Source organism: Leifsonia sp. Leaf336, from assembly GCF_001423695.1.
In the GTDB taxonomy this organism is placed as follows: domain Bacteria; phylum Actinomycetota; class Actinomycetes; order Actinomycetales; family Microbacteriaceae; genus Leifsonia.
Genome location: NZ_LMOZ01000002.1, coordinates 432,696 through 457,143, shown reverse-complemented (window position 1 = coordinate 457,143; position 24,448 = coordinate 432,696). Strand labels below are relative to the sequence as shown.

Below are 24,448 nucleotides of genomic sequence, written 5' to 3'. Positions count from 1 at the left end.
CGAATGTGACAACGACGTGCCCCTCGCGCGTCAGTCGAGGAAGAGCGCGCGGAGGCGCCGCGTGGTGAGGATCAGGCCGAGCACGATCATCACCGCGAAGTACAGCACGTGCCAGAGCATCCCGAGATCGACGGCGCCGGTCGTGAGCCCGCGGACCAGCTCGACGCCGTGCCAGAGCGGCAGCGCCATGATGATCTTCTGGATCCACTCCGGGTAGACCGTGATGGGGTAGAACGTCGCCGACAGCAGGAACATCGGCAGCAGGATGAAGTTGATCCAGTCCATCTGCTGGAACGTCTTCATGTAGCTGGTGACGCCCATCCCGAAGCTGGCGAAACCGAAGGCGATCAGGAGCACGGCCGGGAGGGCGAGCAGCGCCCACCATGACAGGTTGAGCCCCAGCACCTGCATCACGACCATGAACCCGGCGGCGTAGAGCGCGCCGCGCAGCAGCGCCAGGAGGATCTCGCCGAGCGCGACGTCGAGCGGGCCGAGGGAGGTCGACAGCATCCCTTCGTACAGCTTGGCGAAGTGCATCTTGAAGAAGACGTTCCAGGTCGAGTCGTAGACCGCGCCGTTCATCGCCGCGGTGGCGAGCAGAGCCGGGGCGATGAAGGCCGCATACGGCACCTGGTCGCCGCCGGCGGTCGTGACGTCGCCGACCAGCTTGCCGAACCCGATTCCGAGCGACAGGAGGTAGAAGATCGGCTCGAAGAAGCCCGAGACGATGACCAACCAGTTCGTGCTGCGGGTCGCCGACCAGCCGCGCTGCATGACCGAGCGGGCATTGCCTGCGTAGAGCGCTCGCAGCGGGCGCGCCCGCGAGACGGCGGCGACGAAGGGATCGCGCGTGGTGGTCATTTGTTCAACCTCCTCGCGGCGATGCGTCGGGCCCACATCCAGAAGACCACGAACAGCGCTACCAGGTAGACCACGTGCACGACCGTCAGCCACAGCGGCTCGGCGTACCCGTACGCGAAGACGCGGGAGAGCTCGGTGGAGTGCCAGAGCGGGGAGATCCAGCCGATCCACTGCAGGTACTCCGGCATCGACGACAGCGGGAAGAACGTGCCGGAGAACAGCGTCATCGGCAGCAGCACGAAGCGCATCAGCATCGCGATCTGGCCGGTGTCCTGCTCCAGAGTCGCGACATAGGCCATCACCGGGGCGCCGAACGCGAGGCCGCCGAGCGTCGCGACCAGGATCGCGAGCCAACCCCATGGGCTCGGCACCGCGCCGAACAGGAGCATGAACGCGTAGTAGACGATGCTCGTGCCGAGCAGGCGGGCCACCACCGAGATGACGACGCCGTCGATGATCTGCCCGGCCGAGATCGGGGAGGCGCTGATGCCGATGAAGGTCGGGTTCCACTTGAAGCCGAGCATCACCGGGTAGGTGAACTCCTCGCTCGCGACGGTCACTCCTGCCGTGCAGAGCAGCGCGGGCGCCACGAACGCGAGATAGCTCACGCCGCCGACGGCGGTCGGCCCCATGTTCGCGCTGACCAGGCTCCCGAGGCCGACCCCCATCGCGAAGAGATAGAGGAACGGGTTGCCGAAGCCCGTGACGAGCAGCGTCTGCAGGTACGCGCGCATGACCCGGAACCGGTGCTCGGCCACGTACCAGGCGCCGAACCGCCGTGGGCGCCCTGCACCGGCGAGGGCCGCCCTCGTGCCCTCGCCCGCCGAGGTGGTCGCACTCATTCGATCAGGCTCCGCCCGGTGAGCCGCAGGAAGACGTCTTCGAGGCTCGACCGGCGCACGAGGCTCGTGAGCGGGTGGAGGCCGCGCTCGGTCAGCCGGGCCAGCTCGGCCTCCCCGTCGTCGCTGTAGACCAGGATGCGGTCGGGAAGCACCTCGACCCGCTCCCCGATGCCCTCGAGACGCGGCGCGACCTCCGCATTGCGATCGGAGCCGAACCGCACCTCCAGCACCTCGCGGGTGGAGTACTCGCGGATGAGCGAGGCGGGTGTGCCCTCCGCCATGATCGTGCCCTTGTCGACCACGACGAGGCGGTCGCAGAGCTGCTCGGCCTCGTCCATGTAGTGGGTGGTCAGCAGGAGAGTCGTGCCCTGCTCCTTGAGCCGGAACAGCCGGTCCCAGAGGATGTGCCTGGCCTGCGGGTCGAGCCCCGTCGTCGGCTCGTCGAGCAACAGGATGCGCGGGTCGTTGATGAGCGCCCTCGCGATGGTCAGGCGGCGCTTCATACCGCCCGACAGGTCGTCGACCTTCGCCTTGGCCTTGTCCTCCAGCTGCGCGAACGCCAGCAGCTCGTCGGCGCGCTGCCGCACGTGCGCCGACGGGAGGCCGAAGTAGCGCCCGTAGACGATGAGGTTGTCGCGCACGCGCAGCTCGGTGTCGAGGTTGTCGGACTGCGGGACGACGCCGAGCTGCGACCGGATCTCAGGCCCGTGCTGGTCGGGATCGAGCCCGAGGATGCTCAGCTCGCCGGCGGTGCGCGTCGAGACCGCGCCGATCATCCGCATGGTCGTCGACTTGCCCGCGCCGTTCGGGCCGAGCAGACCGAACGACTCCCCCGCTTCGACCTCGAAGCTGATGCCGTCGACGGCCGGGAAGTCTTTGTACCTCTTGACCAGGTCGATGGCGGTGATGACAGACGTCGGCATAGTTCAGCACTGTATCCCCGGGGACCGACATCGCCGGAGACCGGGCCGTGGCCGGAGTTTCAGCAAACAGGCAGTCCACAGGAAGTACGGTCGAATCAGCATCCCGAAACCCCTTCGAAGGAACACCCATGAGCACCCAGACCAGCGCGAGCACGCAGACCAGCGCTCCCCCGCGTCGTCGTTCGCCGTTCGCCCGCCGGGAGGCGGACTCCGGGCCGCGCGCCCGGTTCAGCCAGCTCCTCCCCTACCTGCTCGAGCATCGCGCGGTGCTGTCCGTCGTCGTCGTGCTGAGCGTGCTGGGGGCGGCGGCGAGCCTCGCCCAGCCGCTGCTGGTCAGTCAGGTGATCACCCTGGTCGGCAAGGGGGAGCCGCTGAATGGCATCGTCTGGGGGCTCGTGGCCCTGGTCGTCGTTTCGGCTCTGATCTCGGGTTATCAGCACTACCTCCTGCAACGCACGGGCGAGGGCGTCGTGCTGTCGTCACGGCGCAAGCTGGTCGCCCGCCTGCTGCGACTGCCGATCAGCGAGTTCGACACCCGCCGCACGGGCGACCTCGTCTCCCGCGTCGGCTCGGACACCACGCTGCTGCGCGCCGTGCTCACCCAGGGGCTCGTGGAGGCCATCGGCGGCGCGCTCACCTTCATCGGCGCGCTCATCGCCATGCTCATCATCGACCCCGTGCTCCTGGGCCTGACCGTGCTCGTGGTGGCGGTCTCGATCGTCGTGGTGACGCTGCTGTCCGGGCGCATCCGCGTCGCCAGCCAGAAGGCGCAGACGAAGGTCGGCGACCTTGCGGCCGCGGTCGAGCGGGCGATCAGCTCGGTGCGCACGATCCGCGCCGCCAACGCCACCGACCGCGAGATCGCGGCCGTCGACGACGACGCGACCGGCGCCTGGCGGATGGGCATCCAGGTCGCGAGGATCTCGGCGCTGGTCGTCCCGGTCGCCGGGATCGCGATGCAGGTGTCGTTCCTGGTCGTGCTCGGCGTCGGCGGCTTCCGGGTCGCGAGCGGGGCGATCACCGTCGCGAATCTGGTCGCGTTCATCCTCTTCCTCTTCATGATGATCCTGCCGCTCGGCCAGGCCTTCGGCGCCATCACCGCCGTCAACTCGGCCCTCGGAGCGCTCGGCCGCATCCAGGAGATCCTCGATCTGCCCACGGAGGACCAGCACGATCGCGAGATCGCACCGCTCGCGCTGACCGTCGGCGCGGCGAACGAGGGGCTCGCTCCCGACGCCCCCGCGATCGAGTTCGTCGACGTGAAGTTCGCGTACCCGTCGGCCCCGGAGCGCGACGAGGACTCGGCGGCTGCGGGCACGGCGCCGGGCACGGAGGCCATCGCGCTCGGCGCGCTCGGCGGCGTCGACGTCGTGGCGGAGGCGGAGGCCGCGGCCGGACTCGGGGACGACGCACCCGCGTCGACGCACGGCGGCGTGCTGCACGGCGTCAGCTTCCGCGTGCCCCGGGGCAAGCGGACCGCCCTGGTCGGGCCGTCCGGCGCGGGCAAGTCGACCATCCTGGCCCTGATCGAACGCTTCTACGACCCGGAGGGCGGCCAGGTGCGCTTCGGCGGCATGGACGTGCGCACCCTCGACCGGGTCGGCCTCCGCTCGAACATCGGCTACGTCGAGCAGGATGCTCCGGTGCTCGCCGGCTCGCTGCGCGACAACCTGCGCCTGGCCACGCCGGACGCCACCGACGAGGAGTGCGTCGACGTCCTCCATGCGGTCAACCTCACGGAGGTGCTGGAACGCAGCGACCTCGGGCTCGACGCCCCGGTGGGCGAGGACGGCATCATGCTCTCCGGCGGCGAGCGCCAGCGGCTCGCGATCGCCCGCGCGCTGCTCGCGGCCCCGCCCGTCCTGCTGCTGGACGAGTCGACGTCGAGCCTCGACGGCCGCAACGAGCAGCTGATGCGGGAGGCGATCGACGCCGTGGCGGAGGACCGCACCCTGCTGGTGATCGCCCACCGGCTGTCGACCGTCGTCGACAGCGACCAGATCGTCGTGCTCGACCACGGCCGCGTCGTCGGCGTCGGAACCCACTCCGAGCTCGTCGAGAGCACCCCGCTCTACCGCGACCTCGCCAAGCACCAGCTCCTCGTCTGAGTCACCGCGCGGTACCCACACCGACTCCACGAAAAACCGCCGAGTACGCGGACAGTACGCGTACTCGGCGGTCGCCCGCGGTCAGGCGCGGGGGCTTCGGGACGGGCTCGACGCGGTCACGCTCGGAGCTGGTAGCGGAGAGAGGCGAGCTCGGCCCGCAGCGCCGCCGGCACGCGGGTGCCGAAGCGCTCGAAGAACTCCTCCGTCAGATCGCACTCGGCGAGCCAGCTCTCGCGGTCGACCTCGAAGAGCTCCGCGACGTCGGCCTCCGGGAGGTCGAGACCGTCCAGGTCGAGCTGCTCGACCTTCGGGAGCCGGCCGATCGGCGTCGACACCGCGTCGGCGGTGCCCTCGACCCGGCGCGCGATCCACTCGATCACCCGCGAGTTCTCGCCGAAGCCCGGCCACAGGAACCGACCGTCATCGCCCTTGCGGAACCAGTTGACCTGGAACACGGCCGGAGCGTTCTCGCCCAGCTTCTCGCCGACCTCCAGCCAGTGGCCCCAGTAGTCCGCCATGTTGTAGCCGCAGAACGGGAGCATCGCGAACGGGTCGCGGCGCAGCTCGCCGACCGTGCCCTCCGCCGCCGCCGTCTTCTCCGACGAGACGGTCGCGCCGATGAAGACGCCGTGCTTCCAGTCGCGCGCCTGCGCCACGAGCGGAACGTTGGTGGCGCGGCGGCCTCCGAACAGGATGGCGTCGATCGGCACGCCGTCGAACGCGTCCCAGTCGTCGGCGATGGACGGGCACTGCGCGGCGGACACGGTGAACCGGGAGTTCGGGTGCGCGGCCGGACGCCCGCTCGCGGGAGTCCAGTCGTTGCCCTGCCAGTCGATGAGGTGCGCGGGAGGCTCCTCGGTGAGGCCCTCCCACCACACGTCGCCGTCGTCGCGCAGCGCCACATTGGTGAAGATCGTGTTGCCCCACAGGGTCTCGACCGCGGTCTTGTTGGTGAGCTCTCCCGTACCCGGCGCGACGCCGAAGAAGCCCGCCTCGGGGTTGATCGCGCGCAGCCGGCCGTCCGGCCCCTCGCGCAGCCAGGCGATGTCGTCGCCGATCGTCTCCACGGTCCAGCCGGGGATGGTCGGCCGCAGCATCGCGAGGTTGGTCTTGCCGCACGCCGACGGGAACGCCGCCGCGAAGTGGAAGGCGCGGCCCTCGGGCGAGGTGACCTTGACCAGCAGCATGTGCTCGGCCAGCCAGCCCTCGTCGCGCGCCATCGCCGAGGCGATCCGCAGCGCGAAGGCCTTCTTGGCGAGGATGGCGTTGCCGCCGTAGCCGGAGCCGTACGACCACACCTCCCTGGTCTCCGGGAACTGGACGATGTACTTGGTCTCGTTGCACGGCCAGGTCACGTCGTCGTGGCGGACTCCCGCGTCGTCGATCAGCGGGGCGCCGACGCTGTGCACGGTCGGCACCCACGGCTGCCCGGCCTCGATCAGGTCGAGCACGGCGCCGGTCACGCGCGTCATCTTCGCCATGCTGACGGCGACGTACGCGGAATCGGTCAGCTCGACGCCGACCTGCGAGATCGGACCGCCGACCGGGCCCATCGAGAACGGGACGACGTACATGGTGCGTCCCCGCATGCTGCCGGCGAAGACCTCGCGCAGCTCGGCGCGCATGGCCGCCGGCTCGCGCCAGTTGTTCGTCGGGCCGGCGTCGTCCTCGGCGAGCGAGCAGATGAAGGTGCGGTCCTCCACTCGGGCCACGTCACCGGGATCGGTGCGGGCGAGGAAGCTGTTGGGGCGCCACTCCGGGTTCAGGCGGATGAGCTTTCCCTCGGCGACGAGCTGCTTGGTGAGGCGGTCCTCCTCCCCCGGTGTGCCGTCGCACCAGACGATCGACTCCGGCTGGGTCAGGTCGGCGATGCCGGCGACCCAGGCCCGGAGGCCGTCGAGACCGGTCAGGCCCGCGATGCCTCCCGTGCTCTTCGTGTCGTGCGATGGGGTCACGCGGTGATCGACGGCGTCGTGCGCCTGGTCGGTCCTGGGGAGCTCGGCGATGCTCATTCCGGCGGTCCTCTCGTTCGGAAAGATCGTGGTCTGTATCCAGCATCAGGCAGGATTCATGGCCCTGGGCGAGAATCGTGGCGTTAAGAATCAGGATTCTTTCGCTATTGTGAAGGCATGGACTCCCTCGCCTCCGAGCCGGTGACCGCGGACGTCGCAACCCTCGGCCACCGCATCCGGCACTTCCGCACGCAGCGCGGCCTCACCCTCGACGAGCTCGGGGCGGCGGCCGGCGTCGCGGCCAGTCAGCTCTCATTGATCGAGAACGGCAAGCGCGAGCCGCGCATCTCCCTGCTCGGCACTCTCGCGTCCGCGCTCGGGGTGCAGCTCGCCGACCTGCTCTCCGCCGAGCCGCCGGACGAGCGCGCCGCACTGGAGATCGAGCTCTCCCGCGCGCAGCGGGGCACCCTCTACGGCTCCCTCGGTCTCCCCACCGTCAAGCCGACGAAAGGCACCCCTACCGAGACGCTGGAGGCTCTGGTCGGCCTCCACCGCGAACTCTCACGGAGGGCGAGCGAGGCCATCGCGACGCCCGAGGAGGCGCGGAGGGCGAACACCGAGCTACGCGAGCGGATGCGCGGCCAGAACAACTACATCTCCGACATCGAGGTGCTCGCCGAGGAGCGCGTGCGCGCCTCCGGCCATGTCCGCGGCGCCCTCACCCACCGCGAGGTGAGCGTGATGGCGGAGCAGTTGGGCTTCGAGCTGATCTACGTCGACGACCTCCCCCGTTCCACCCGGTCGATCACCGACCTCGAGAACGGGCGCATCTACCTGCCGCCGGCCTCGATCCCTGGCGGTCACGGCCTCCGGTCGATGGCGCTGCAGGCGATGGCGCACCGGCTGCTCGGCCACGAGCGTCCCGCCAGCTACGCAGACTTCCTGCGTCAGCGGCTGGAGATCAACTACTTCGCGGCGTGCTGCCTGATGCCGGAGGCCGCAGCGGTCGCGTTCCTGCAGCAGGCGAAGAAGGAGAAGGACCTCGCCGTCGAGGACTTCCGCGACGCATTCGGGGTGACCCACGAAGCGGCGGCGCTGCGCCTGACCAACCTGGCGACGCGGCACCTCGACATGCCCCTGCATTTCTTGCGGGTCGGCGACGACGGCACGCTCTACAAGGGCTACGAGAACGACGGCCTCCCGCTGCCGACCGACGTGACCGGTTCGATCGAGGGGCAGGTGGTCTGCCGCAAGTGGGGCGCCCGCAACGCCTTCGCGCGCACCAACCGCACGACGGAGTTCTACCAGTACACCGACACCCCGGCCGGCACCTACTGGTGCTCGACGCAGACGGGCAGCACGGCCGAGGGCGGATACTCGATCAGCGTCGGCGTGCCCTTCGACCAGGCCAAGTGGTTCCGCGGTCGGGAGACGACGGAACGGGCGGAGTCGCGCTGCCCCGACGAGTCGTGCTGCAAGCGGGCGCCGGCCGCGCTGACCGGGCACTGGTCGGGCAAGGCGTGGCCGAGTGCGCGCCTGCACGCGCACATCCTGTCGCCGCTGCCGTCCGGGTCGTTCCCCGGCGTCGACGACTCCGACGTGTACACGTTCCTGGAGGCGCACTCCGACGTGTGAGATTCCTCACGAATGCCTTGATTCGTGGCACGAAAGTGTGGATTCGTGACGAATCTCGGTTACTTCGGCTGCATGCGGATGGCGCCGTCGAGGCGGATCGTCTCGCCGTTGAGCATCGGGTTCTCTACGATGGAGCGCACCAGCTGGGCGTACTCCGCCGGCCGGCCGAGGCGCGAGGGGTGCGGCACCTGCGCGGCGAGCGAGTCCTGCGCCGCCTGCGGAAGCCCCGCCATCATCGGCGTCTCGAAGATGCCAGGCGCAATGGTCACCACCCGGATCAGGCTGCGCGCGAACTCCCGCGCGAGAGGCAGCGTCATCGCGGCCACCCCGCCCTTGGAGGCCGAGTAGGCCGTCTGGCCGATCTGCCCGTCGAACGCGGCGACGGAGGCGGTGTTCACGATGACGCCGCGCTCCTGGCCGCCCGGTGCGTCCTCCCCCACCGGCTCGGTCTCGACCATCGCGGCCGCGGCCAGTCGCACCACGTTGAAGGTGCCGATCAGGTTGACCCGGACGACCCGCTCGAAGCTCTCCAGCGGGAGGATGCCGTCGCGGCCGAGCACCTTCTGGGCCGTCGCGATGCCGGCGCAGTTGACCACGATCCGCAGCGGCGCCAGGGCGCTCGCGGTCTGGACGGCCTCCTGAACCTGCTCGACGTCCGTGACGTCGGCCGGCACGAACCGGGCGTGCGGACCGAGGGCGACCGCGGCCTTCTCGCCCTCCGAGCTGGGGAGGTCGAGGATCACGACGCGCGCGCCGGCCTCCGTGAGCGCTCGCGCGGTGGCGTTGCCGAGTCCGCTGGCGCCTCCGGTGACCAGGGCGGAGCAACCGTCGATCTGCATGAGTGTCCTTTCGTCGCGAAGAGCGGTGGTTCAGAAGAGCAGAGGGTTCAGACGAGCTCGATGAGGGTGGCGTTGGCGGTGCCTCCACCCTCGCACATGGTCTGGAGGCCGTAGCGGCCGCCGACCGCCTCCAGCTCGTTCAGGAGGGTGCCGAGCAGCCGCGTCCCGGACGAGCCGAGTGCGTGGCCCAGCGCGATGGCGCCGCCTCGCGGGTTCAGCCGGGCCGGGTCGGCGTCGAACTCGCGCTGCCACAGCAGCGGCACCGGAGCGAAGGCTTCGTTGACCTCGTAGGCCTGGATGTCGTCGAGCTTCACCCCGCTGCGGTCGAGCAGCTTGCGGGTCGCCGGGAGGATCCCGGTGAGCATGAAGAGCGGGTCGCTGCCGGTCACCGCGAACGAGTGGAACCGCGCCCGCGGCCTGAGCCCGAGCCGTTTCGCCGCCTCCGCGCTCATGATCAGCGCGGCCGACGCCCCATCGGTGAGCGGCGACGAGTTGCCGGGGGTGATCCGCCAGTCGAGCTGCGGGAACCGCGCCGCCAGCGCGTCCGTGCGGAACGACGGCGCCAACGTCGCGAGCTTCTCGACCGTCGTGCCCGGCCGGATGGTCTCGTCGGCCTCCACACTGCCGCTGTCGGGCGTCGGCACCGGCACGAGCTCGCCCTCGAAGGCCCCGGAGGCGGCTGCCTCCGCGGCGCGGCGGTGCGACTCGGCGGCGAACGCGTCCAGCTCGTCCCGCGCGATGCCCCAGCGCTCGGCGATCAGCTCCGCGGCGACACCTTGGTTGACCAGGCCTTCGGGGTAGCGCGAGTGCAGCAGTTCGCCGCCGAGGGAGGCTCCGCCCACGTTCGAACCCATCGGCGCACGGCTCATCGACTCGACCCCGCAGGCGATGACGATGTCGTATGCGCCGGCGATTACGCCCTGCGCGGCGAAAGCCGCCGCCTGCTGGCTCGACCCGCACTGCCGGTCGATCGTGACGCCCGGCACGCTCTCCGGGAAGCCCGCGCTGAGCGCGGCGGTCCGGGTGATGTTGCCCGCCTGCTCGCCGGACTGCGTGACGCAGCCTCCGATGACGTCATCGACGAGCGCCGGGTCCAGTCCGTTGCGGTGCACGAGCTCGGCGAGCACGCCCGCCAGGAGGTCGGCGGGGTGGATGTCCGAGAGCTCCCCTCCCGGCTTGCCGCGGCCGGAGGGCGTGCGGACGACGTCGACGATGACGGCTTCGGTCGGCATGGTGGTGCTCCTCGGTTCAGGCCGTGAACGGATCGGGCGTCAAGGTGTACTTCGTGCTGAGGTACTCGTGGATGCCCTCCGGGCCTCCCTCGCGCCCGAGCCCCGACTGCTTCACACCGCCGAACGGCGCCGCCGCGTTCGACACGACGCCGACGTTGAGCCCCATCATCCCGGTCTGCAGGCGCTCGATCATCCGCTGACCGCGGGCGAGGTCCTTCGTGAAGACGTACGAGACCAGGCCGAACTCGGTGTCGTTGGCGATGCGCACCGCTTCGTCCTCGTCGCGGAAGCGCACGATCGACAGCACCGGGCCGAAGATCTCCTGCCGCAGGATCTCGCTGCCCGCACGCACGTCGGTGACGACGGTCGGCTCGAAGAACGTGCCGGCTCCGGAGACGCGCGAGCCGCCGGTCAGCACTGTCGCGCCCCGGGCGACCGCGTCCTCCAGCAGCTCGGCGGCCTTGTCGACCGCGTCCGCGTTGATCAGCGGGCCGATGGTGACGCCGTCCTCGGTTCCGCGGCCGATCTTCATCGCCTTGACCCTCTCGGTCACCCGGCGCGCGAACTCGTCGGCGACGTCCTCGTGCACGATGAACCGGTTGGCCGCCGTGCACGCCTCGCCGATGTTGCGGAACTTCGCCAGCATCGCGCCGTCGACCGCGCGGTCGAGATCGGCGTCGTCGAACACGACGAACGGCGCGTTGCCGCCGAGCTCCATGGAGGTGCGCAGCACGTTCTCCGACGCCTGCTGCAGCAGCTTCCTGCCCACCTCGGTCGAGCCGGTGAACGACAGCTTGCGCAGGCGCGGGTCGGCGATGATCGGCGCCGACACCTTTCCCGAGGTGGAGGTCGTGATCACGTTGAGCACGCCGGCCGGCAGCCCGGCGTCCTCCAGCAGGCGGGCGAAGTACAGCGTCGTCAGCGGGGTCAACTCGGCCGGCTTGACGACGACCGTGCAGCCCGCGGCCAGGGCCGGCGCGATCTTGCGCGTCGCCATGGCCAGCGGGAAGTTCCACGGCGTGATCAGGAAGCACGGCCCGACGGCGTGCTGCGACACGATCATCCGGCCCGTGCCCTCGGGGTTGGTCGCGTAGCGGCCGGCGATGCGCACGGCCTCCTCCGAGAACCAGCGCAGGAACTCGCCGCCGTAGGTGACCTCCCCGTTGGACTCGGCCAGCGGCTTGCCCATCTCGAGCGTCATCAGCAGCGCGAACTCGTCACGACGCTCCTGCAGGAGGTCGAACGCGCGACGGAGGATCTCCCCGCGCGTGCGCGGCGGGGTGGCCGCCCACGCATCGGCCGCGGCGACTGCGGCGTCCAGCGCGCGGGCCCCGTCCTCCTCGGACGCGTTCGCGATCTCGCGGATGAGGTCGCCGGTGGCCGGGTCGAACACCTTCAGCGTCCCGTTCGCTCCCGGCAGCCATTCGCCGCCGATGAAGAGGCGATCGGGCACGCGTTCGAGCAACGTCTTCTCGTCCATGGTGTTTCCTCCTGGCTCGGTTCTGCTCAGTCTTCGGCGGCCGCCTGCACCAGCGGCACGCTGCGGCTCTCGATCTTGGTCTCCAGCGCGATCACCGTGGAGGTGCGGCTGATCCCCGAGTCGCCCAGGATCCCGTTGATCACCCGCTGCAGATCGGCGTTGGAGCGGGCGACCACCCGGATCAGCAGGTCGCCCGACCCGGTGACGGTGTGCACCTCCAGCACCTCGGGGATGCCGCGCAGGTGCTCGACGACCGAGAGGTCGCTCTGGGTGATCTCGGCCGTCACGAACGCCGTGACGGGGAACCCCAGCCGATGGCTGTCGATCGTCGGCGCGAAGTCTTTGACCACGCCGGTGCGCTGCAGCCGGTCGAGCCGGGCCTGCACCGTGCCGCGCGCGACGCCGAGCCGACGGGAGGCCTCGAACACACCGAGCCGTGGTTCCGCCGTGAGCAGGGCGATGAGGTCGGCGTCCAGCCTGTCGATCATGCGCACTCCTTCGCTCCTCGCACATCGTACGACCGCGGTGACCACTCACCTACACGCTGACCGAAGCTCCCAGGAACGGGAGCGCAGCCTGCTTGAACGCGCGCGCACTCAGCGTGGTGATGTGGTTGCGGCGCGGGATCACCACGAGCTCGGCGCCGAGGAGACGGGCCGCTCGGTCGGCATCCTGGGCCACGGGGTCGGTCTCGCCGGCGACGACCAGTGTCGGCACGGAGGAAGCGAGCGGCAGCGGATGCTGCGCCATCCCGGTCGCGCACGCGGCGAGCGCCTCGCGGTCGACGCCGGGAGCCTCACGCAGCGACGACAGCAGCGGCGCCAGCGGGGAGTCCGCCGGGAGCGTGTCCGCTCCCTCCAGGATCGCCTGCCGCACAGCCTCCACACCCCAATGCCCGAACTGCTCGACCGTGCCGACGCCGCCGACCACGAGCCGCCGCACGCGCTGCGGCGCCAGGCCCACGAGCGCGAGCGCCACCCAGCTGCCCATGGAGTATCCGATGACGTCGACGCGGTCGAGGCCCTGCTCGTCGAGGGCGGAGATCAGGTCGGCGGCGAGGAGGTCGGGCGAGTAGTCGGCCGGATCGTGCGGGGCGTCGCTGCCGCCGTGCCCGCGCAGGTCGGGGACCACCGAGCCGCGCCCGGCCTCGGCGAGCGCCGAAACCCAGCCGGTCGCCTCCCAGGTGAGGGCGCCGGTCGTGGCGAAGCCGTGGACCAGCAGGACGGGGTCGGCTCCGGGATGCCGTTCGACGTGGAGGCGCATAGCTCCATCCTCCCCGATCGCCGGGCGGTGCGGCAGCGTCAGACGCCGGCCGTCACGCGGGCGCGCATCCGGTCGGCGAGGGCGTCGGCGGTGTCGGCGACCTCGGCGAAGTAGTCGTCGTCGACGGTTCCGGTGGCGCGGAGGCGCTGCTCGCAGACCACCAGCGGGTCACGGGCGGGCCAGGCCGCCGGCTCGGGCAGCACGGCGTCGATGAGGATCGGGCCGAGGCCGGCGCGGGCGTGCTCCAGGGCCTCCAGCGTCGCCTCGTGCACCGCGAGCGCGTCGGAGCCGTCGACCAGCAGGACGGGCATCGAGGTGCCTCCCGAACGGCCGGAGCCGGAGAGGAACACCACGGGAAGGGCCGCTGCGCGAGCCGTGCCGACCGCGGTGCGCAGCTCGGCAGCGCTCCCGGAGCCCGCACCGACGGGCGCCAGCGCGCACGCGCCGGTGCGGTCGAGCTTGGCGCCCAGCGCCCAGCCGACGGCGTGCGTCACCGAGCCCTCGAGTGCAGCGCCGAGCGCCCCGCGGCGCGCGCTCAGCACGGCGGCCGGGTCTGCACCGAGCGCGATCGCGATGCCGGGCTCGTGGGCTGCGGGGAACGCGCGGTCGCGCGCGGGGTCGAGCGCCGACGCTGCCCCGACGTGCACGGCCTCGCGGCCGCGGGAGTCGATGTGGGAAGGGAGGAGGCCGCGGCCGCGCAGGACGACCGCTTCACGGTCGAGTCTGCGGACGGTCGCCATCGTCCGGTAGAGCCGTCGGAGCAGTGCGGCGACGTCGGCGCGGGTTCCGATGACCGGCTCGAGGATCGTGGAGGTCATATGTTCCACTCTCGCCGACCCCTGCGCCGGGCGGCAACGAACGCGACGGCGGACGCGCATCCTGTTCAGCGCGCGGCGCCGACGACCGCGCTCCGCCCTACAGGGTGCGCAGCGCGATGACCATCGGGGTCAGCGCTGCGGCGCGTTCCGCCAGAGCTTCGACGGCCACCAGATCGCCCGTCCGATGTCGTACGAGAGGGCAGGGACGAGCAGCGAGCGGACGAGCACGGTGTCGAGCAGCACGCCGAACGCCACGATGAAGGCGATCTGCACGAGGAACAGGATCGGGATGACGGCGAGGGCCGCGAAGGTCGCCGCGAGCACCACACCGGCGGAGGTGATGACGCTCCCGGTCATCCCCAGGCCCCGCAGGATGCCGGGCCGCGTGCCGATCCGCAGCGACTCCTCCCGTACCCGCGTCATCAGGAAGATGTTGTAATCCACCCCGAGGGCCACCAGGAAGACGAACCCGAAGAGCGGCACGCTGGCGTCCGCGCCGGGGAATCGGAACAGGTGGTCGAACACCAGGGCGGAGACGCCGAGCGCGGCGGCGTACGACAGCACGACGCTGGCGATCAGGAGGACCGGCGCGACGATCGACCGCAGCAGCAGCATCAGCACCAGCAGGATGACGAGCAGCACGATCGGGATGATCTTCATCAGGTCGCTCTGGGCGGTGTCGTTGGTGTCGAGCGCGATCGCGGTCACCCCGCCCACGAGCACGCTCAAGTCGGTGCTCGGGAGGTCGTGGCGCAGCTCGCGGACGACCTGCTCGGCGGCCGCGGAGTCGGGCTGCGCCTTCAGCGTTGCCTGGACGAGCACCCGTCCGTCCTTCACCACCGGCGGCGCCGCGGCGCCCCCCGCGGCCGCCGGGCGGCCTCCGCCCGTGTAGAGGGTCGCGGTCGCGATGCCGTCGTTCTTCTCGGCGGCCGCGCGCACCGCCTCGCCGTCGGCCTCCTTCGCCACGATGATCACGGGCGCGCCCGAGCCGGCGTCGAAGTGCTTCGCGAGGACCTTCTGCCCGTCGGCCGCATCGGACTGCGACAACACCAGGTCGGTCTGCTCGACACCGTTGGCCTTGAGCTGGGTGAGCCCCAGGGCGCAGGCTGCGAGCAGCACGAACGACACGATCCAGGTGATCCGCGGCCGGTGGGCGATGAGCGCACCCACGCGCCGCCAGACACCGCGGATGCCGTTGAGCCCGGCGATGGCCTCCTCGTCGGTGTGCTTGTGCTCGTGGGCGTGGTCGCCGGCGTAGACGGGGCGGAACGGCCAGAACGCCGCGCGCCCGAACACCGCGAGCAGCGTCGGCAACAGGGTCAGCGCCGACAGCAGCGAGAACACGATGCCGATAGCGGCGATCGGCCCGAGGCTCTTGTTGGAGTTGAGGTCGGAGAACAGCAGGCACAGCAGGGCGAGGATGACCGTGGCGCCGGAGGCGAGGATCGGCTCGAAGGCCGCCTTCCACGCCTTCAGGATCGCCGTCCAGCGCGACTCGTCCTGCTGGAGGGCCTCCCGGTAGCGCGCCACGAGCAGCAGCGAGTAGTCGGTGGCGGCGCCGATCACCAGAATCGAGAGGATGCCCTGGCTCTGCCCGCTCAGCTTGATCCAGCCCCACAGCGCGAAGAGGTAGACGACGAGGATGGCGGCGCACAGCGCGAAGACGGAGGTCAGCAGCACCAGGACTGGCAGCAGCAGCGCGCGATAGACCAGCAGCAGGATGACGAACACCGCGCCGACCGCGACGAGCAGGAGGATGCCGTCGATGCCGCCGAACGCGTTGACCAGATCGGCGGTGAGCCCCGCGGGACCGGTGACCCAGCCCTGGGCTCCCGACGGCAGCTCGCTCTTCACGACGCTGCGCAGGTCGGCGACGACCGTCTTGACGTTGTTCGTGTCGGCGACCGGCACGATGAACTGCACGGCCGTGCCGTCCTCCGACGGGATCGGCCCGGCGACGCTCGTCGTCGCGCCGGACTCGGGCGCCTGGACGCCCTTCACCTCCCCGAGCTTCGTGGCGAGCTCGGAGTACGACGCGAGCTCGCTCCTCGGGATGGCGGAGTCGGACTGCACCACGACGATCGCCGGCACCGCGTCGGAGTCCGTGAACCGCTTCTGCCAGTCCTGCACCTCGGTCGACTCCGCGCTCGCGGGCAGGAAGGCGGCCTGGTCGTTGCTGGAGACGCTGGAGAGCTTGCCGAAGGTCGGGCCGCCGATGCCCGCCACCACCAACCAGATCAGGATGAGCGCCGTCGGCACCACGATCCGCAACCACAGTGACGGCTTGCCCGACATCACGCCTCCAATTAGCTAGCCAAGTTAGCAATCAGCATAGTGCCTAATTGGGGCCGCTCTCTAGTCGGTCGCGACGAGCTCCGCTCCCGCGCGGCCCAGCTCGGCCAGCGCCGCCTCCGACGACTCAGCCGCGACACCCGCGACGAGGTCGGTGAGTACGCGCACGCGCTGCCCGTGCGCCAGTGCGTCGAGCGCGGAGGCGCGCACGCAGTAATCGGTCGCGATGCCCGCGATGTCGACGATGTCGATCCCGTGCTCGTCCAGCAGGTTGTGAACCGTCGACCCCGCATCCGTACGCCCCTCGAAGATCGAGTAGGCGGGCACTCCCTGGCCTTTGCGGATGTGGTAGCCGACGCGGGAGGTGTCGAGCGCGGGGTGGTACTCGGCGCCGGCCGTGCCAGCGACGCAGTGCGGCGGCCAGGTGGAAACGAAGTCCGGATCGGCATCGGTGGCGAAGTGGCCGCCGTTGTCGTTGTCCGCGTCGTGCCAGTCACGGCTCGCGAGCACGATCGTGTACTCACCGGCGTGCGCGCGCAGGTGTTCGGTGATGGCCGCAGCGACCGCCGCTCCCCCGTCGACGCCGAGAGCGCCCCCCTCCGTGAAGTCGTTCTGCACGTCGATGATGAACAGCGCCTTGCCCACCGCTGCCTCCTCTGCTCAGCCGTTCATGAGGTTGTCACCACACTTGTAGAAGCCGGTGACGAGCGTGTCGATCGCCTGCTTGGCATTCTCGCTCACCGGGCCGAGCGCGAAGACCGCGAAGGTGAGCGGCGTGCCGTCGGCGGCGTCGACGATGCCGGACAGCGTGTAGCCGTTGTTGATCCAGCCGGTCTTGGCGTGCACGGCGCCGCGGGCGACCGCGTTGGCGCCGGTGAAGCGGCTGTAGCCCGGGCCGAGCGTGCCGGACTGACCGGAGACCGGCAGACCGTCGTAGACGACGCCCAGTCCGTTCTGGCGGTTGAGCACCTTGATGAACAGCTGGGTCAGGTATGCCGGCGGAACCGCGTTGTCGGCGCTGAGGCCGGAGCCGTCGGCGATGTGGATGCCGCTGGTGTCGATCCCGTAGCCCTTCAGCCCGGCGAGCACGCCCGCGTTCTCGGCCTCGAAGGTGTTGCCGGCGCCGGCCTTGATCGCCACAAGGCGCGCGAGCTCCTCCATGATCGTGTTGTCGGAGTACTTCATCGCCTGATCGATCAGCGTGGTGACCGGCTGCGACTGCACGGCGGCCAGCTGGCGCGCTCCCGCCGGAGCGGAGCCGGAGGTGACCGGGACGTTGGTGCCCAGGTACTGCTGGAAATACTGCACGGCCCGCCCGACGGGGTCGGTGCTGCGCGGCGACTCCACCGCTCCCGGGTCGTTGCGGTCGCCGTCGACCATCAGGGCCGACATGTAGGGCGTCGAGCCCTCGACCACGCGCTCCTCGTGCTCGTCCCAGCTGGGCTGCCACAGCGGGCCGCCGAACAGGGAGGCGTCGACCACGATGGAGGTGACGGGCTGACCGCCGAGTGCCTGCTTGGTCTGGTTGGCGAGGTCCTGGATGGACGGAGCGCCCGTGTAGAAGGCGCCCTGGCCTCCGGGCAGCCGCGACAGCGTCACGTCGCCGCCTCCGACGATCACGACCTGGCCGGGTACGCTGCCGGCGACGACTGTCGTCTGGACGCGGTAGTCGGGGCCGAGGGTCGCGAGCGCGGCGGCCGACGTCAGGGTCTTGAGCACGGAGGCCGTCGGGCCGGGCTTGGCGCCGTTGCGGTCGAACAGCACCGCGCCGGTCTTCGCGTTGACGACCTGGGCCTCCAGGTTGCCGAGCCGGCCGTCCTGAGCGAGGGAGGCCACCGAGCAGGTGCGGATGCGGCTCGCCGCCGGCTGCGCGGCGGGCACGGGACGAGCCGGGTCGACGGTGGGGGTCGCCGTGGGCGTCGGCGTGCTGCTGGCCGAGTGCGTCGGCGAGGCCACTCCCGCCGCCTTCGCCGGAGCACTGCCCATGGTCGCACCGAGCGCGACGCTGCCCGTGCCGAGGATCACGAAGGCGACCGCCGCCCCCGCAGCCATCCAGGCCTTGGGGTGGCTGCGGATCGCGGAGAGGACTCCCGCCGCCGCTGCCGCCACCGCGCCTCCCGCGGCGCCTCCCCGTGCCGGGGTCGCGGCCGCCCGGCGGCCGGAACGGGTCGCCGTTTCACCGGGCTCGCTCGTCGCAGAGGAGTCGCCGGTCGGGGGAACAAGCGGGAAAGTGTTCGTCGATTCAGACTCGGTGCCGTCGGGCAGACCGGAGTCGCGCTGGTCCGATTCGCGCATCCGGGTATATTACCCACGTTCCCTGAGAGCACCAATCGCCACCGTCCGGCCGCTCGATGGAACCTTTCCCGCCGACCGGACATGAGGGGATATGGAAACAGGGAGTTTCGACGAGGCCGACGCCTGGTCGAGCGCACGCAGCGGGGACTCCGCCGCGTTCGCCACGCTCTTCGACCGGCATCGCGACCGCGTCTTCGGGCAGGCACTGCGCCTGCTCCGCGACCCGCACGAAGCGGAGGACGCCACTGCCATGGTGTTCCTGGAGGCCTGGCGCCGCCGCGACGCCGTGCACGTCGTCGACGGGACGATCCTCCCCTGGCTGCTGGTGACGACCAACAACGTCATCCGCAACCAGACGCGCAGCGCCCGCCGGTACCGCACGGCGCTCGCACGCCTCCCGAAGCCCGAGACCCAGGGCGACCACGCGGTGGACATCGACGCGTCGATCGACAACGGCCCGCGCGAGAAGCGCGTGCGCGACGCCTTCGCCGCGCTTCCGCCCCGCGATCAGGACGTCATCACGCTCTGCGTGCTCGAGGAACTGCCCCTCGCGGAGGCCGCGGCGACCCTCGGCGTCCCGGTCGGCACCGTCAAATCGCGGCTCTCCCGGGCCAAGCGCAAGCTCGGCGACCTCACGCTCGGCATGGCCGAGCCCATCCTCGAAGGAGGTGCGCAATGACCACCAGCAACCCGACCCCGGCGTTCGACGCCGCCCGCAGCGCCGCCATCCGCGAGCTGCTCATCCAGACGGTGGATGCCGCGCCCTCCCGCCGCCCCACCCGGCGCTTCGCGATGGTCGCGGCGCTCACCGGCGTCGCCCTGGCTCTCGCGGGCGGCACTGCGGCGCTCGCGCTGACGGGCGTCCTCCGCTTCGCGGAGCCCGAGCCGGCGCCCGCGCCGGTCGTCCCGTCGTCGGCCACACCGACACCGACCCCGACACCCACGCCGACCCCGACGCAGGCACCGATCGTGCAGTCGACGCCGATCCTGCCGCACGACGTGGACGCCCTCCCGGCGCAACCGAGTTGGACGCTCGACCTCCCCGGCGCGGACGACGGGTGCACAGGAACGCAGTCGTACTCGCTGTCGGACGGCCGTGCGCTGTATCTGACGGGGACCCGTCCCAAAGAGTACGAGGGCTCGGATTGCATCGACGAGACGCACGAGGACATTGCGCTCACGCTCGTCGACACGTCGAACGGAACGACGCTCTGGACGCGCGAGTGGGCATTCGATGTCGCGAGCCTGGGGCAGAGGATGACCGACCTGCAGGTTCTCGGCACATCGGGACGGGCCTTCATCGCCTACGGGGCGGACGACGTAGGACCCCACGAGGTCATCGATCTCCGGACCGGCCGGACGCTGGGGCCGTACACCCTCGGTGAAGGCACTTTCCCTCTACGGGATCGGATAGCGCTGCCAGACGACTCGGGAGACCTCATCGCCATCCAGCACAACACCGACGCCCGGGGCACGCCGGTGTCCGACGATGTCGCCATGAGGGTCGACCCCCTCACACCCGATCGACCAGTGTGGACGGTCACGCTGCCCGGCTTCGGCACCTCCATGAACGGGACGACGCTGGGATCGGGGGTGATCGACCTCTCGACGCAGTGGCACGACGGTTGGGCGGGCGACCGCCTCCTGGACGCGGCGACGGGTGCAGTGATAAGGGGTGACAACCCGTTCCGTATCACCTACCCCACGCGAGATGTCCTGGTCGACTACGACTGGAACAGCCCCGTGTCGTCCGCGAGCGGTTACGACGCGCGAGGGCACCGGCTCTGGAACCGGACCTTCGGGCCCAATCCGAGCCTCCAGGAGGTCAGGATGCCCGGAGCGCTACCGGGGCGGCCGTCCTTCGGTGACGCCAACGGCCTCGGAGCCGGCTGGTTCCTGGTCACGACGAAATCAGACGTCATGTTGGTCGACGAGACGACGGGACAGGACGTCTGGAACGTCCCCCGCTCGACGTGCGTCGATGGAGAACAGAACGCGAACCCGGTTCTGGACACCGCTCGCAATGCGATCATCGTCCGGTACTCGACCGGAGCGCTCTGCAGCTACTCCGTCGACGACGGCCACCCGGTCAGCTCGGGCTCTTATGCCGACACGTCGATTCCGGGTCTGTTCTCAGGCTCGCGCAACCTTTACGGCTACCGACGGGCCCCCTATACGGATCCCGGCCAGCCAGGCTCGGCGTGGGATCTGGCGACGGGCAAGCTGCTCTGGACCCTCCCCCGAACCAGCTGGTCGACGACCTGGGAGTTCGATGGAGGGTACCTGGTCAGCGGAACGGGCACGCACCTCGAGTCGATCGGCTGACCCGGCCTCCCGATCACGGAACGGCGACCACCCCGTAGTTCGCGAACTTGACGGTGACGGGCGACGGGCTGGCCGTGCCCGACAGGTACGCTTTCAGCCCCACGTTGCCCGCTGCCTGCAGCGCGGCGGTGGAGTCGGTGGCGCTGACCTGCCAGTTCGTGGGCTGGGCCTGCGTGGCCGGCCAGAGCTTCGCCTGGATCGTCGTCGGGGAGGTGCCGAAGACCTGCACCCGCAGGGTCAGCTGCATCCCGGGCGTGTAGGTCACGCCGCTGACGACTGCCGACTGGATGGTCGTGCCGCTCTGCAGCAGCTGTACCTGCACTGCGCCGCTCGCGCTGATCCAGGCCCGCCCCTCGTAGGCCACCGAGCCGACCTGCCGGCCGATCGCCGAGACGAAGGCCCCGCCTCCGCTCGGCGCGATGTCGGTCGTGAGGGTGACCGTCGTGTCGGTGCGGGTCGACGAGACCGACTTGAGCAGCTCGGTCGCGGTCGTGCCTGCCGCGTCGGCGATGTTGCCCGTCCCGCTGCTCACCGAGTACTGCGTCGCGCTCCCCGAGCCCGTCCACGCGCCTCCGGTCTGCGCGCTGCCCCAGCCTCCGCTGACGGTCCTCTGGAAGGTGTCCTGAGCGATGGTGTTGCCGGAGTTCGCCGTGACCGTCACGGATTTCGAGGTCGAGTTCGTCGCGCCTTGGTTGTCGGTCACCGTCAGGGTCACGGTGTACGTGCCGGCTGCCGCGTAGGCGTGGCTCGCCGTCGAGCCGGTCGCGGTGCTGCCGTCGCCGAAGTTCCACGCGTACGACGCGATCGTGCCGTTCGGGTCGCTGGAGGCCGTGCCGTCGACGCTGATCGTCAGCCCGTTCTGCCCGACAGTGAACGACGCGACTGGCGGCGGGTTCGTGCCTCCGCCCGCGATCACGACCTGGTTGCCGCTACGGGCGATCTGGTTGCCGTCCGGGTCGGTGACCGTGAGCGTGTAGGTGTGCGCGCTCCCCGGCGTCAGGCCGGACTCGGTGAAGCTCATCGCGGAGGTGTTCCAGAAGTTGTTCCCCTTGGTCGTCGTGTAGACCGGGTTCGCCGTGTTGCCGTCACGCGAGAGCGCGTAGGTCAGCTGATAGTTGTCCATGTCGTACGTGGAGGTCCAGGCGATCCTCGCCTGCCCGGACGTCGACGAGCTGGCCGTCGGCGTGAGCGCCGTGTTGTTGTTCGGCCCCATCGTGCTGCGCGAGACGCTGTCCGTCGCGAACCGGGTGAGCCCGTACTGCGCCTTGCCGTTCACCGTCGGGAACTCGCCTCCGGCGACCACGTAGTTCGTGTTGCCCGAAAGGCTCCAGACCGCTTGTCCCTGGCCGGTGTAGGTGCCCGTCGAGAAGTCGGGGTACCACGTCAGCGGGCTCGGCGACGGCTGGCCCCTGAAGTTCGCGTACGACCTGTTGCCATCGTTCGTCAGGGTGCCCGTCCGGGCTTTCGAGAACGCCAGGGTGTGGTGATAGGTGCGCGGATTCGTCTCGGGGAACCCGCCGACGTTGCTGCACATGTGCGCATGCCCGGCCGCGTAGAGGACGTTGCCGATCGGCATGACGGTGTACGTGTCGCCGTGGCAGTCCTCCATCCAGACCAGGGCTCCGGTGACGGCGTCGGACGAGAATGCGCCCTCGAAGTTTCCGCCGGAGCCGAACACGTAACCCGAGCCGTAGACCCGGTCGGAGGTGGCGGCCAGCGCGGTGATGCCCGCGTTGACCCCGGCGTCGCGCACGATCGTGTTGGTCGGGAACGGCAGGACGGCGCCGGAGGTGCCGTCGACCATCGCGAGCCCGTAGTTGGCCGCACCGTCCATCTTCTGGAAGCGGCCTCCCGCGTAGACCCGGCTGCCGTCGGGACTGACCGCGAGAGCGTCCACGACGTAGTCGGCCGAGGCCTTCCACGACGTGACCAGCGAGCCGTTCGACGCGTCGATCTTCGCGATGTAGCCGGTGGCGATGCCGTTGACGCTGGTGAAAGTGCCGCCCGCGTAGAGGGCGGTGTTCGTGGCGGCGATCGCACGCACCTGGCTCGCCATCGCCGGACGGAACGAACTGATGATCTGCCCGGTCGCCGTGCTGATGGCCACGATCCGGTAGTAGGTAGCGCCTCCGGCGGTGGTGAAGTCGCCCGCGAGGTAGACGCGCGAGCCGTCCGGCGATGCGGCGACGGCGAGCGCCTGTGCGTTCAGCGGGACGTTGATGGTGGTCTTGAGGACGCCCGTGGTGACGTCATAGGCGAGGAAGTTGCTGCGCGGCGTCGTGTTCGACCCCGCGGGCGATCCCGACGGGCGCGCAGCCGTGAACTTCCCGGCGACGTAGACGGTGTTTCCGACGACTGTCTGAGCCCAGGCGACGCCGTCCATCTGGGTGGTGGGCAGCACGCTGCCGTCGACGGTCGGAGGCGTCGCAGGATTGGTCGGGTCGACCGGCCTGGTGTCGGCGGATGCGGCGCCGCCGATGCTCAGCCCTCCCCCGATCAGCAGCAGCGCACTAGCCACCGCGGTGAACATGCCGAGCACACGCGCCCGGCCGGACTTCGTCGTTGTGTCCATGACAGCCCCCGGCCAAACTGAATAATCCTCAGATCGGGGCCAGTCTACGCCGCATGGGCGGAGGGTGCACGAAAACCGTCGGGTCTTAGATGGAGGGACGACGACTCGAGGAAGACGGAGAAGTCGATCAGATGGAGCCGCCCAAGGGAATCGAACCCTTGACCTTCTCATTACGAGTGAGATGCTCTGCCGACTGAGCTAGGGCGGCGTGGCCGGACTCGCGCCCGGGCACAGTCAGATAGCTTACCCGATTCGGGAGGGTGCTCTCGACCATGCGCGGCCGTGGCCTCCGTCGCTCAGACCTGCTGCGCGCCGAGCGCCTGCAGCTGGGCGAACGAGCTGCGGAGCCGTTCGGCGAGGGGCTCGACGCCGCCGTGGTCGGCCCAGCACGACCACGCGTGCCGCATCCCCGCGAACGCGACGTAGGTGACGAGACGCGCGCGCTGATGCAACGCCTCCTCGTCCTCCGCGAGCTGCGGGTCGTCGTGCGCGAGGCGGCGCTGCACGACGGCGCTCAGGGCGTCCTCGAACTTGTGCATGCTCGCCATCCGCTGCGCGAACAGCTCGGGGTTGTCCTTCAGCAGCGAGCGGCGCAGCACGTGCAGCTCTTGCGCGCTGGCCGCGGTCTCGGCGGGGAGGCCGCCACCCAGGTCGCCGTCGAGGTCGCCTGTCTCGATCGCAGCGATGAGCAGTTTGCCCATGCCGTCGAGGATGGGCTCGGCCGGCCCGGCATCGATGAACTCTTCGATGCTCTCCTCGTCGGGCAGTTCGGGGAGCTCGCCGATGATCGCCGACTCTTTGGACGGGAAGTAGTTGAAGAACGTGCGCGGCGACACGTTGGCGGCATGGCTGATCTCGTCGACCGTCACCTTGTCGAACCCGCGCTCGCTCGCGAGCTCCAACGCCGCCAGCTGGATGGCACGCCTGGTCGCGATGCGCTTGCGCTCACGGAGGCCCAGCTCGCCGTCCGTCGTCCCGGTCACCACAGTCACGAGTCGATTATTTCACCGT

General features: G+C 70.3%; 19 protein-coding genes and 1 tRNA gene. 4 read left to right on the top strand and 16 right to left on the bottom strand.

Translation table 11 applies throughout. From position 1 onward, the window contains the following. Positions 1 to 30: 30 nt before the first annotated feature. The 3 genes from ASF88_RS11050 to ASF88_RS11040 are packed head-to-tail and all read right to left on the bottom strand — an operon-like array spanning position 31 to position 2,626. Positions 31 to 861 (bottom strand): ABC transporter permease, encoded by an 831-nt coding sequence (locus tag ASF88_RS11050; protein ID WP_055918022.1) that lies wholly within the window; start codon positions 859 to 861, stop codon positions 31 to 33. Then, entirely contained in the window at positions 858 to 1,703 is an 846-nt protein-coding gene (locus ASF88_RS11045; RefSeq protein ID WP_055918020.1) for an ABC transporter permease, read from the bottom strand. Before ASF88_RS11045 ends, ASF88_RS11050 begins: the two co-directional genes overlap by 4 nt. Then, entirely contained in the window at positions 1,700 to 2,626 is a 927-nt protein-coding gene (locus tag ASF88_RS11040; protein ID WP_055918019.1) for an ABC transporter ATP-binding protein, read from the bottom strand. Before ASF88_RS11040 ends, ASF88_RS11045 begins: the two co-directional genes overlap by 4 nt. Positions 2,627 to 2,754: 128 nt before the next feature. Between ASF88_RS11040 and ASF88_RS11035 the strand changes: the two genes are divergently transcribed. Continuing rightward, entirely contained in the window at positions 2,755 to 4,734 is a 1,980-nt protein-coding gene (locus ASF88_RS11035; protein WP_055918017.1) for an ABC transporter ATP-binding protein, read from the top strand. A gap of 116 nt (positions 4,735 to 4,850) precedes the next feature. On the opposite strand, the gene ASF88_RS11030 is transcribed toward ASF88_RS11035, so the two are convergent. After that, entirely contained in the window at positions 4,851 to 6,746 is a 1,896-nt protein-coding gene (locus ASF88_RS11030; RefSeq protein WP_082518909.1) for a phosphoenolpyruvate carboxykinase (GTP), read from the bottom strand. Between the two features lie 117 nt (positions 6,747 to 6,863). On the opposite strand from ASF88_RS11030, the gene ASF88_RS11025 reads away from it, so the two are divergent. Continuing rightward, on the top strand, positions 6,864 to 8,321 hold the full coding sequence (locus ASF88_RS11025; RefSeq protein ID WP_055918015.1) for a helix-turn-helix transcriptional regulator: 1,458 nt from the start codon (positions 6,864 to 6,866) through the stop codon (positions 8,319 to 8,321). A 59-nt stretch (positions 8,322 to 8,380) separates the two neighbouring features. On the opposite strand, the gene ASF88_RS11020 is transcribed toward ASF88_RS11025, so the two are convergent. The 9 genes from ASF88_RS11020 to ASF88_RS10980 form a co-directional block, all read right to left on the bottom strand. Beyond that, entirely contained in the window at positions 8,381 to 9,160 is a 780-nt protein-coding gene (locus ASF88_RS11020; protein WP_055918012.1) for a 3-hydroxyacyl-CoA dehydrogenase, read from the bottom strand. A 47-nt stretch (positions 9,161 to 9,207) separates the two neighbouring features. Next, positions 9,208 to 10,392: a thiolase family protein gene (locus tag ASF88_RS11015; protein WP_055918009.1), complete on the bottom strand. Its 1,185-nt coding sequence runs from the start codon at positions 10,390 to 10,392 to the stop codon at positions 9,208 to 9,210. A 16-nt stretch (positions 10,393 to 10,408) separates the two neighbouring features. Further along, positions 10,409 to 11,872 (bottom strand): NAD-dependent succinate-semialdehyde dehydrogenase, encoded by a 1,464-nt coding sequence (locus ASF88_RS11010; RefSeq protein WP_055918006.1) that lies wholly within the window; start codon positions 11,870 to 11,872, stop codon positions 10,409 to 10,411. A gap of 26 nt (positions 11,873 to 11,898) precedes the next feature. After that, a complete protein-coding gene (locus tag ASF88_RS11005; RefSeq protein ID WP_055918003.1) occupies positions 11,899 to 12,360 on the bottom strand; it encodes an Lrp/AsnC family transcriptional regulator in 462 nt (153 codons plus the stop codon). A 49-nt stretch (positions 12,361 to 12,409) separates the two neighbouring features. Next, the gene (locus ASF88_RS11000) at positions 12,410 to 13,135 is read right to left on the bottom strand and encodes an alpha/beta fold hydrolase (protein WP_055918000.1); all 726 of its coding nucleotides are present in this window, start codon (positions 13,133 to 13,135) and stop codon (positions 12,410 to 12,412) included. 38 nt (positions 13,136 to 13,173) lie between these two features. Next, entirely contained in the window at positions 13,174 to 13,953 is a 780-nt protein-coding gene (locus ASF88_RS10995) for a thiamine pyrophosphate-dependent enzyme (RefSeq protein ID WP_055917996.1), read from the bottom strand. A gap of 129 nt (positions 13,954 to 14,082) precedes the next feature. After that, positions 14,083 to 16,248: an MMPL family transporter gene (locus ASF88_RS10990; protein ID WP_055917993.1), complete on the bottom strand. Its 2,166-nt coding sequence runs from the start codon at positions 16,246 to 16,248 to the stop codon at positions 14,083 to 14,085. Between the two features lie 60 nt (positions 16,249 to 16,308). Beyond that, on the bottom strand, positions 16,309 to 16,890 hold the full coding sequence (locus tag ASF88_RS10985; RefSeq protein ID WP_055917990.1) for an isochorismatase family protein: 582 nt from the start codon (positions 16,888 to 16,890) through the stop codon (positions 16,309 to 16,311). Between the two features lie 15 nt (positions 16,891 to 16,905). Next, the gene (locus ASF88_RS10980; protein ID WP_055917987.1) at positions 16,906 to 18,540 is read right to left on the bottom strand and encodes a D-alanyl-D-alanine carboxypeptidase/D-alanyl-D-alanine-endopeptidase; all 1,635 of its coding nucleotides are present in this window, start codon (positions 18,538 to 18,540) and stop codon (positions 16,906 to 16,908) included. A 91-nt stretch (positions 18,541 to 18,631) separates the two neighbouring features. Here ASF88_RS10980 and ASF88_RS10975 point away from each other — a divergent pair, with 91 nt between their 5' ends. Both ASF88_RS10975 and ASF88_RS10970 read left to right on the top strand, forming a co-directional pair. Next, positions 18,632 to 19,219, top strand: a complete 588-nt coding sequence (locus ASF88_RS10975) for an RNA polymerase sigma factor (RefSeq protein WP_055917985.1) — start codon at positions 18,632 to 18,634, stop codon at positions 19,217 to 19,219. Beyond that, positions 19,216 to 20,865, top strand: a complete 1,650-nt coding sequence (locus ASF88_RS10970; protein WP_055917982.1) for a PQQ-binding-like beta-propeller repeat protein — start codon at positions 19,216 to 19,218, stop codon at positions 20,863 to 20,865. Before ASF88_RS10975 ends, ASF88_RS10970 begins: the two co-directional genes overlap by 4 nt. Positions 20,866 to 20,878: 13 nt before the next feature. Here the strand turns inward: ASF88_RS10970 and ASF88_RS10965 are convergent, their stop codons facing one another. The 3 genes from ASF88_RS10965 to ASF88_RS10955 form a co-directional block, all read right to left on the bottom strand. Next, the gene (locus ASF88_RS10965) at positions 20,879 to 23,437 is read right to left on the bottom strand and encodes a PKD domain-containing protein (protein WP_055917979.1); all 2,559 of its coding nucleotides are present in this window, start codon (positions 23,435 to 23,437) and stop codon (positions 20,879 to 20,881) included. A 132-nt stretch (positions 23,438 to 23,569) separates the two neighbouring features. Continuing rightward, positions 23,570 to 23,645, bottom strand: a tRNA-Thr gene (locus ASF88_RS10960). Between the two features lie 88 nt (positions 23,646 to 23,733). Further along, entirely contained in the window at positions 23,734 to 24,429 is a 696-nt protein-coding gene (locus ASF88_RS10955; protein ID WP_235493409.1) for a TetR family transcriptional regulator, read from the bottom strand. Between the last annotated feature and the right edge of the window lie 19 nt (positions 24,430 to 24,448).

Coding starts and splice junctions, on each gene's coding strand:
- ASF88_RS11050 (WP_055918022.1), bottom strand. CDS start 861: ATGACCACCACGCGCGATCCCTTCGTCGCCGCCGTCTCGCGGGCGCGC.
- ASF88_RS11045 (WP_055918020.1), bottom strand. CDS start 1,703: ATGAGTGCGACCACCTCGGCGGGCGAGGGCACGAGGGCGGCCCTCGCC.
- ASF88_RS11040 (WP_055918019.1), bottom strand. CDS start 2,626: ATGCCGACGTCTGTCATCACCGCCATCGACCTGGTCAAGAGGTACAAA.
- ASF88_RS11035 (WP_055918017.1), top strand. CDS start 2,755: ATGAGCACCCAGACCAGCGCGAGCACGCAGACCAGCGCTCCCCCGCGT.
- ASF88_RS11030 (WP_082518909.1), bottom strand. CDS start 6,746: ATGAGCATCGCCGAGCTCCCCAGGACCGACCAGGCGCACGACGCCGTC.
- ASF88_RS11025 (WP_055918015.1), top strand. CDS start 6,864: ATGGACTCCCTCGCCTCCGAGCCGGTGACCGCGGACGTCGCAACCCTC.
- ASF88_RS11020 (WP_055918012.1), bottom strand. CDS start 9,160: ATGCAGATCGACGGTTGCTCCGCCCTGGTCACCGGAGGCGCCAGCGGA.
- ASF88_RS11015 (WP_055918009.1), bottom strand. CDS start 10,392: ATGCCGACCGAAGCCGTCATCGTCGACGTCGTCCGCACGCCCTCCGGC.
- ASF88_RS11010 (WP_055918006.1), bottom strand. CDS start 11,872: ATGGACGAGAAGACGTTGCTCGAACGCGTGCCCGATCGCCTCTTCATC.
- ASF88_RS11005 (WP_055918003.1), bottom strand. CDS start 12,360: ATGATCGACAGGCTGGACGCCGACCTCATCGCCCTGCTCACGGCGGAA.
- ASF88_RS11000 (WP_055918000.1), bottom strand. CDS start 13,135: ATGCGCCTCCACGTCGAACGGCATCCCGGAGCCGACCCCGTCCTGCTG.
- ASF88_RS10995 (WP_055917996.1), bottom strand. CDS start 13,953: ATGACCTCCACGATCCTCGAGCCGGTCATCGGAACCCGCGCCGACGTC.
- ASF88_RS10990 (WP_055917993.1), bottom strand. CDS start 16,248: ATGTCGGGCAAGCCGTCACTGTGGTTGCGGATCGTGGTGCCGACGGCG.
- ASF88_RS10980 (WP_055917987.1), bottom strand. CDS start 18,540: ATGCGCGAATCGGACCAGCGCGACTCCGGTCTGCCCGACGGCACCGAG.
- ASF88_RS10975 (WP_055917985.1), top strand. CDS start 18,632: ATGGAAACAGGGAGTTTCGACGAGGCCGACGCCTGGTCGAGCGCACGC.
- ASF88_RS10970 (WP_055917982.1), top strand. CDS start 19,216: ATGACCACCAGCAACCCGACCCCGGCGTTCGACGCCGCCCGCAGCGCC.
- ASF88_RS10965 (WP_055917979.1), bottom strand. CDS start 23,437: ATGGACACAACGACGAAGTCCGGCCGGGCGCGTGTGCTCGGCATGTTC.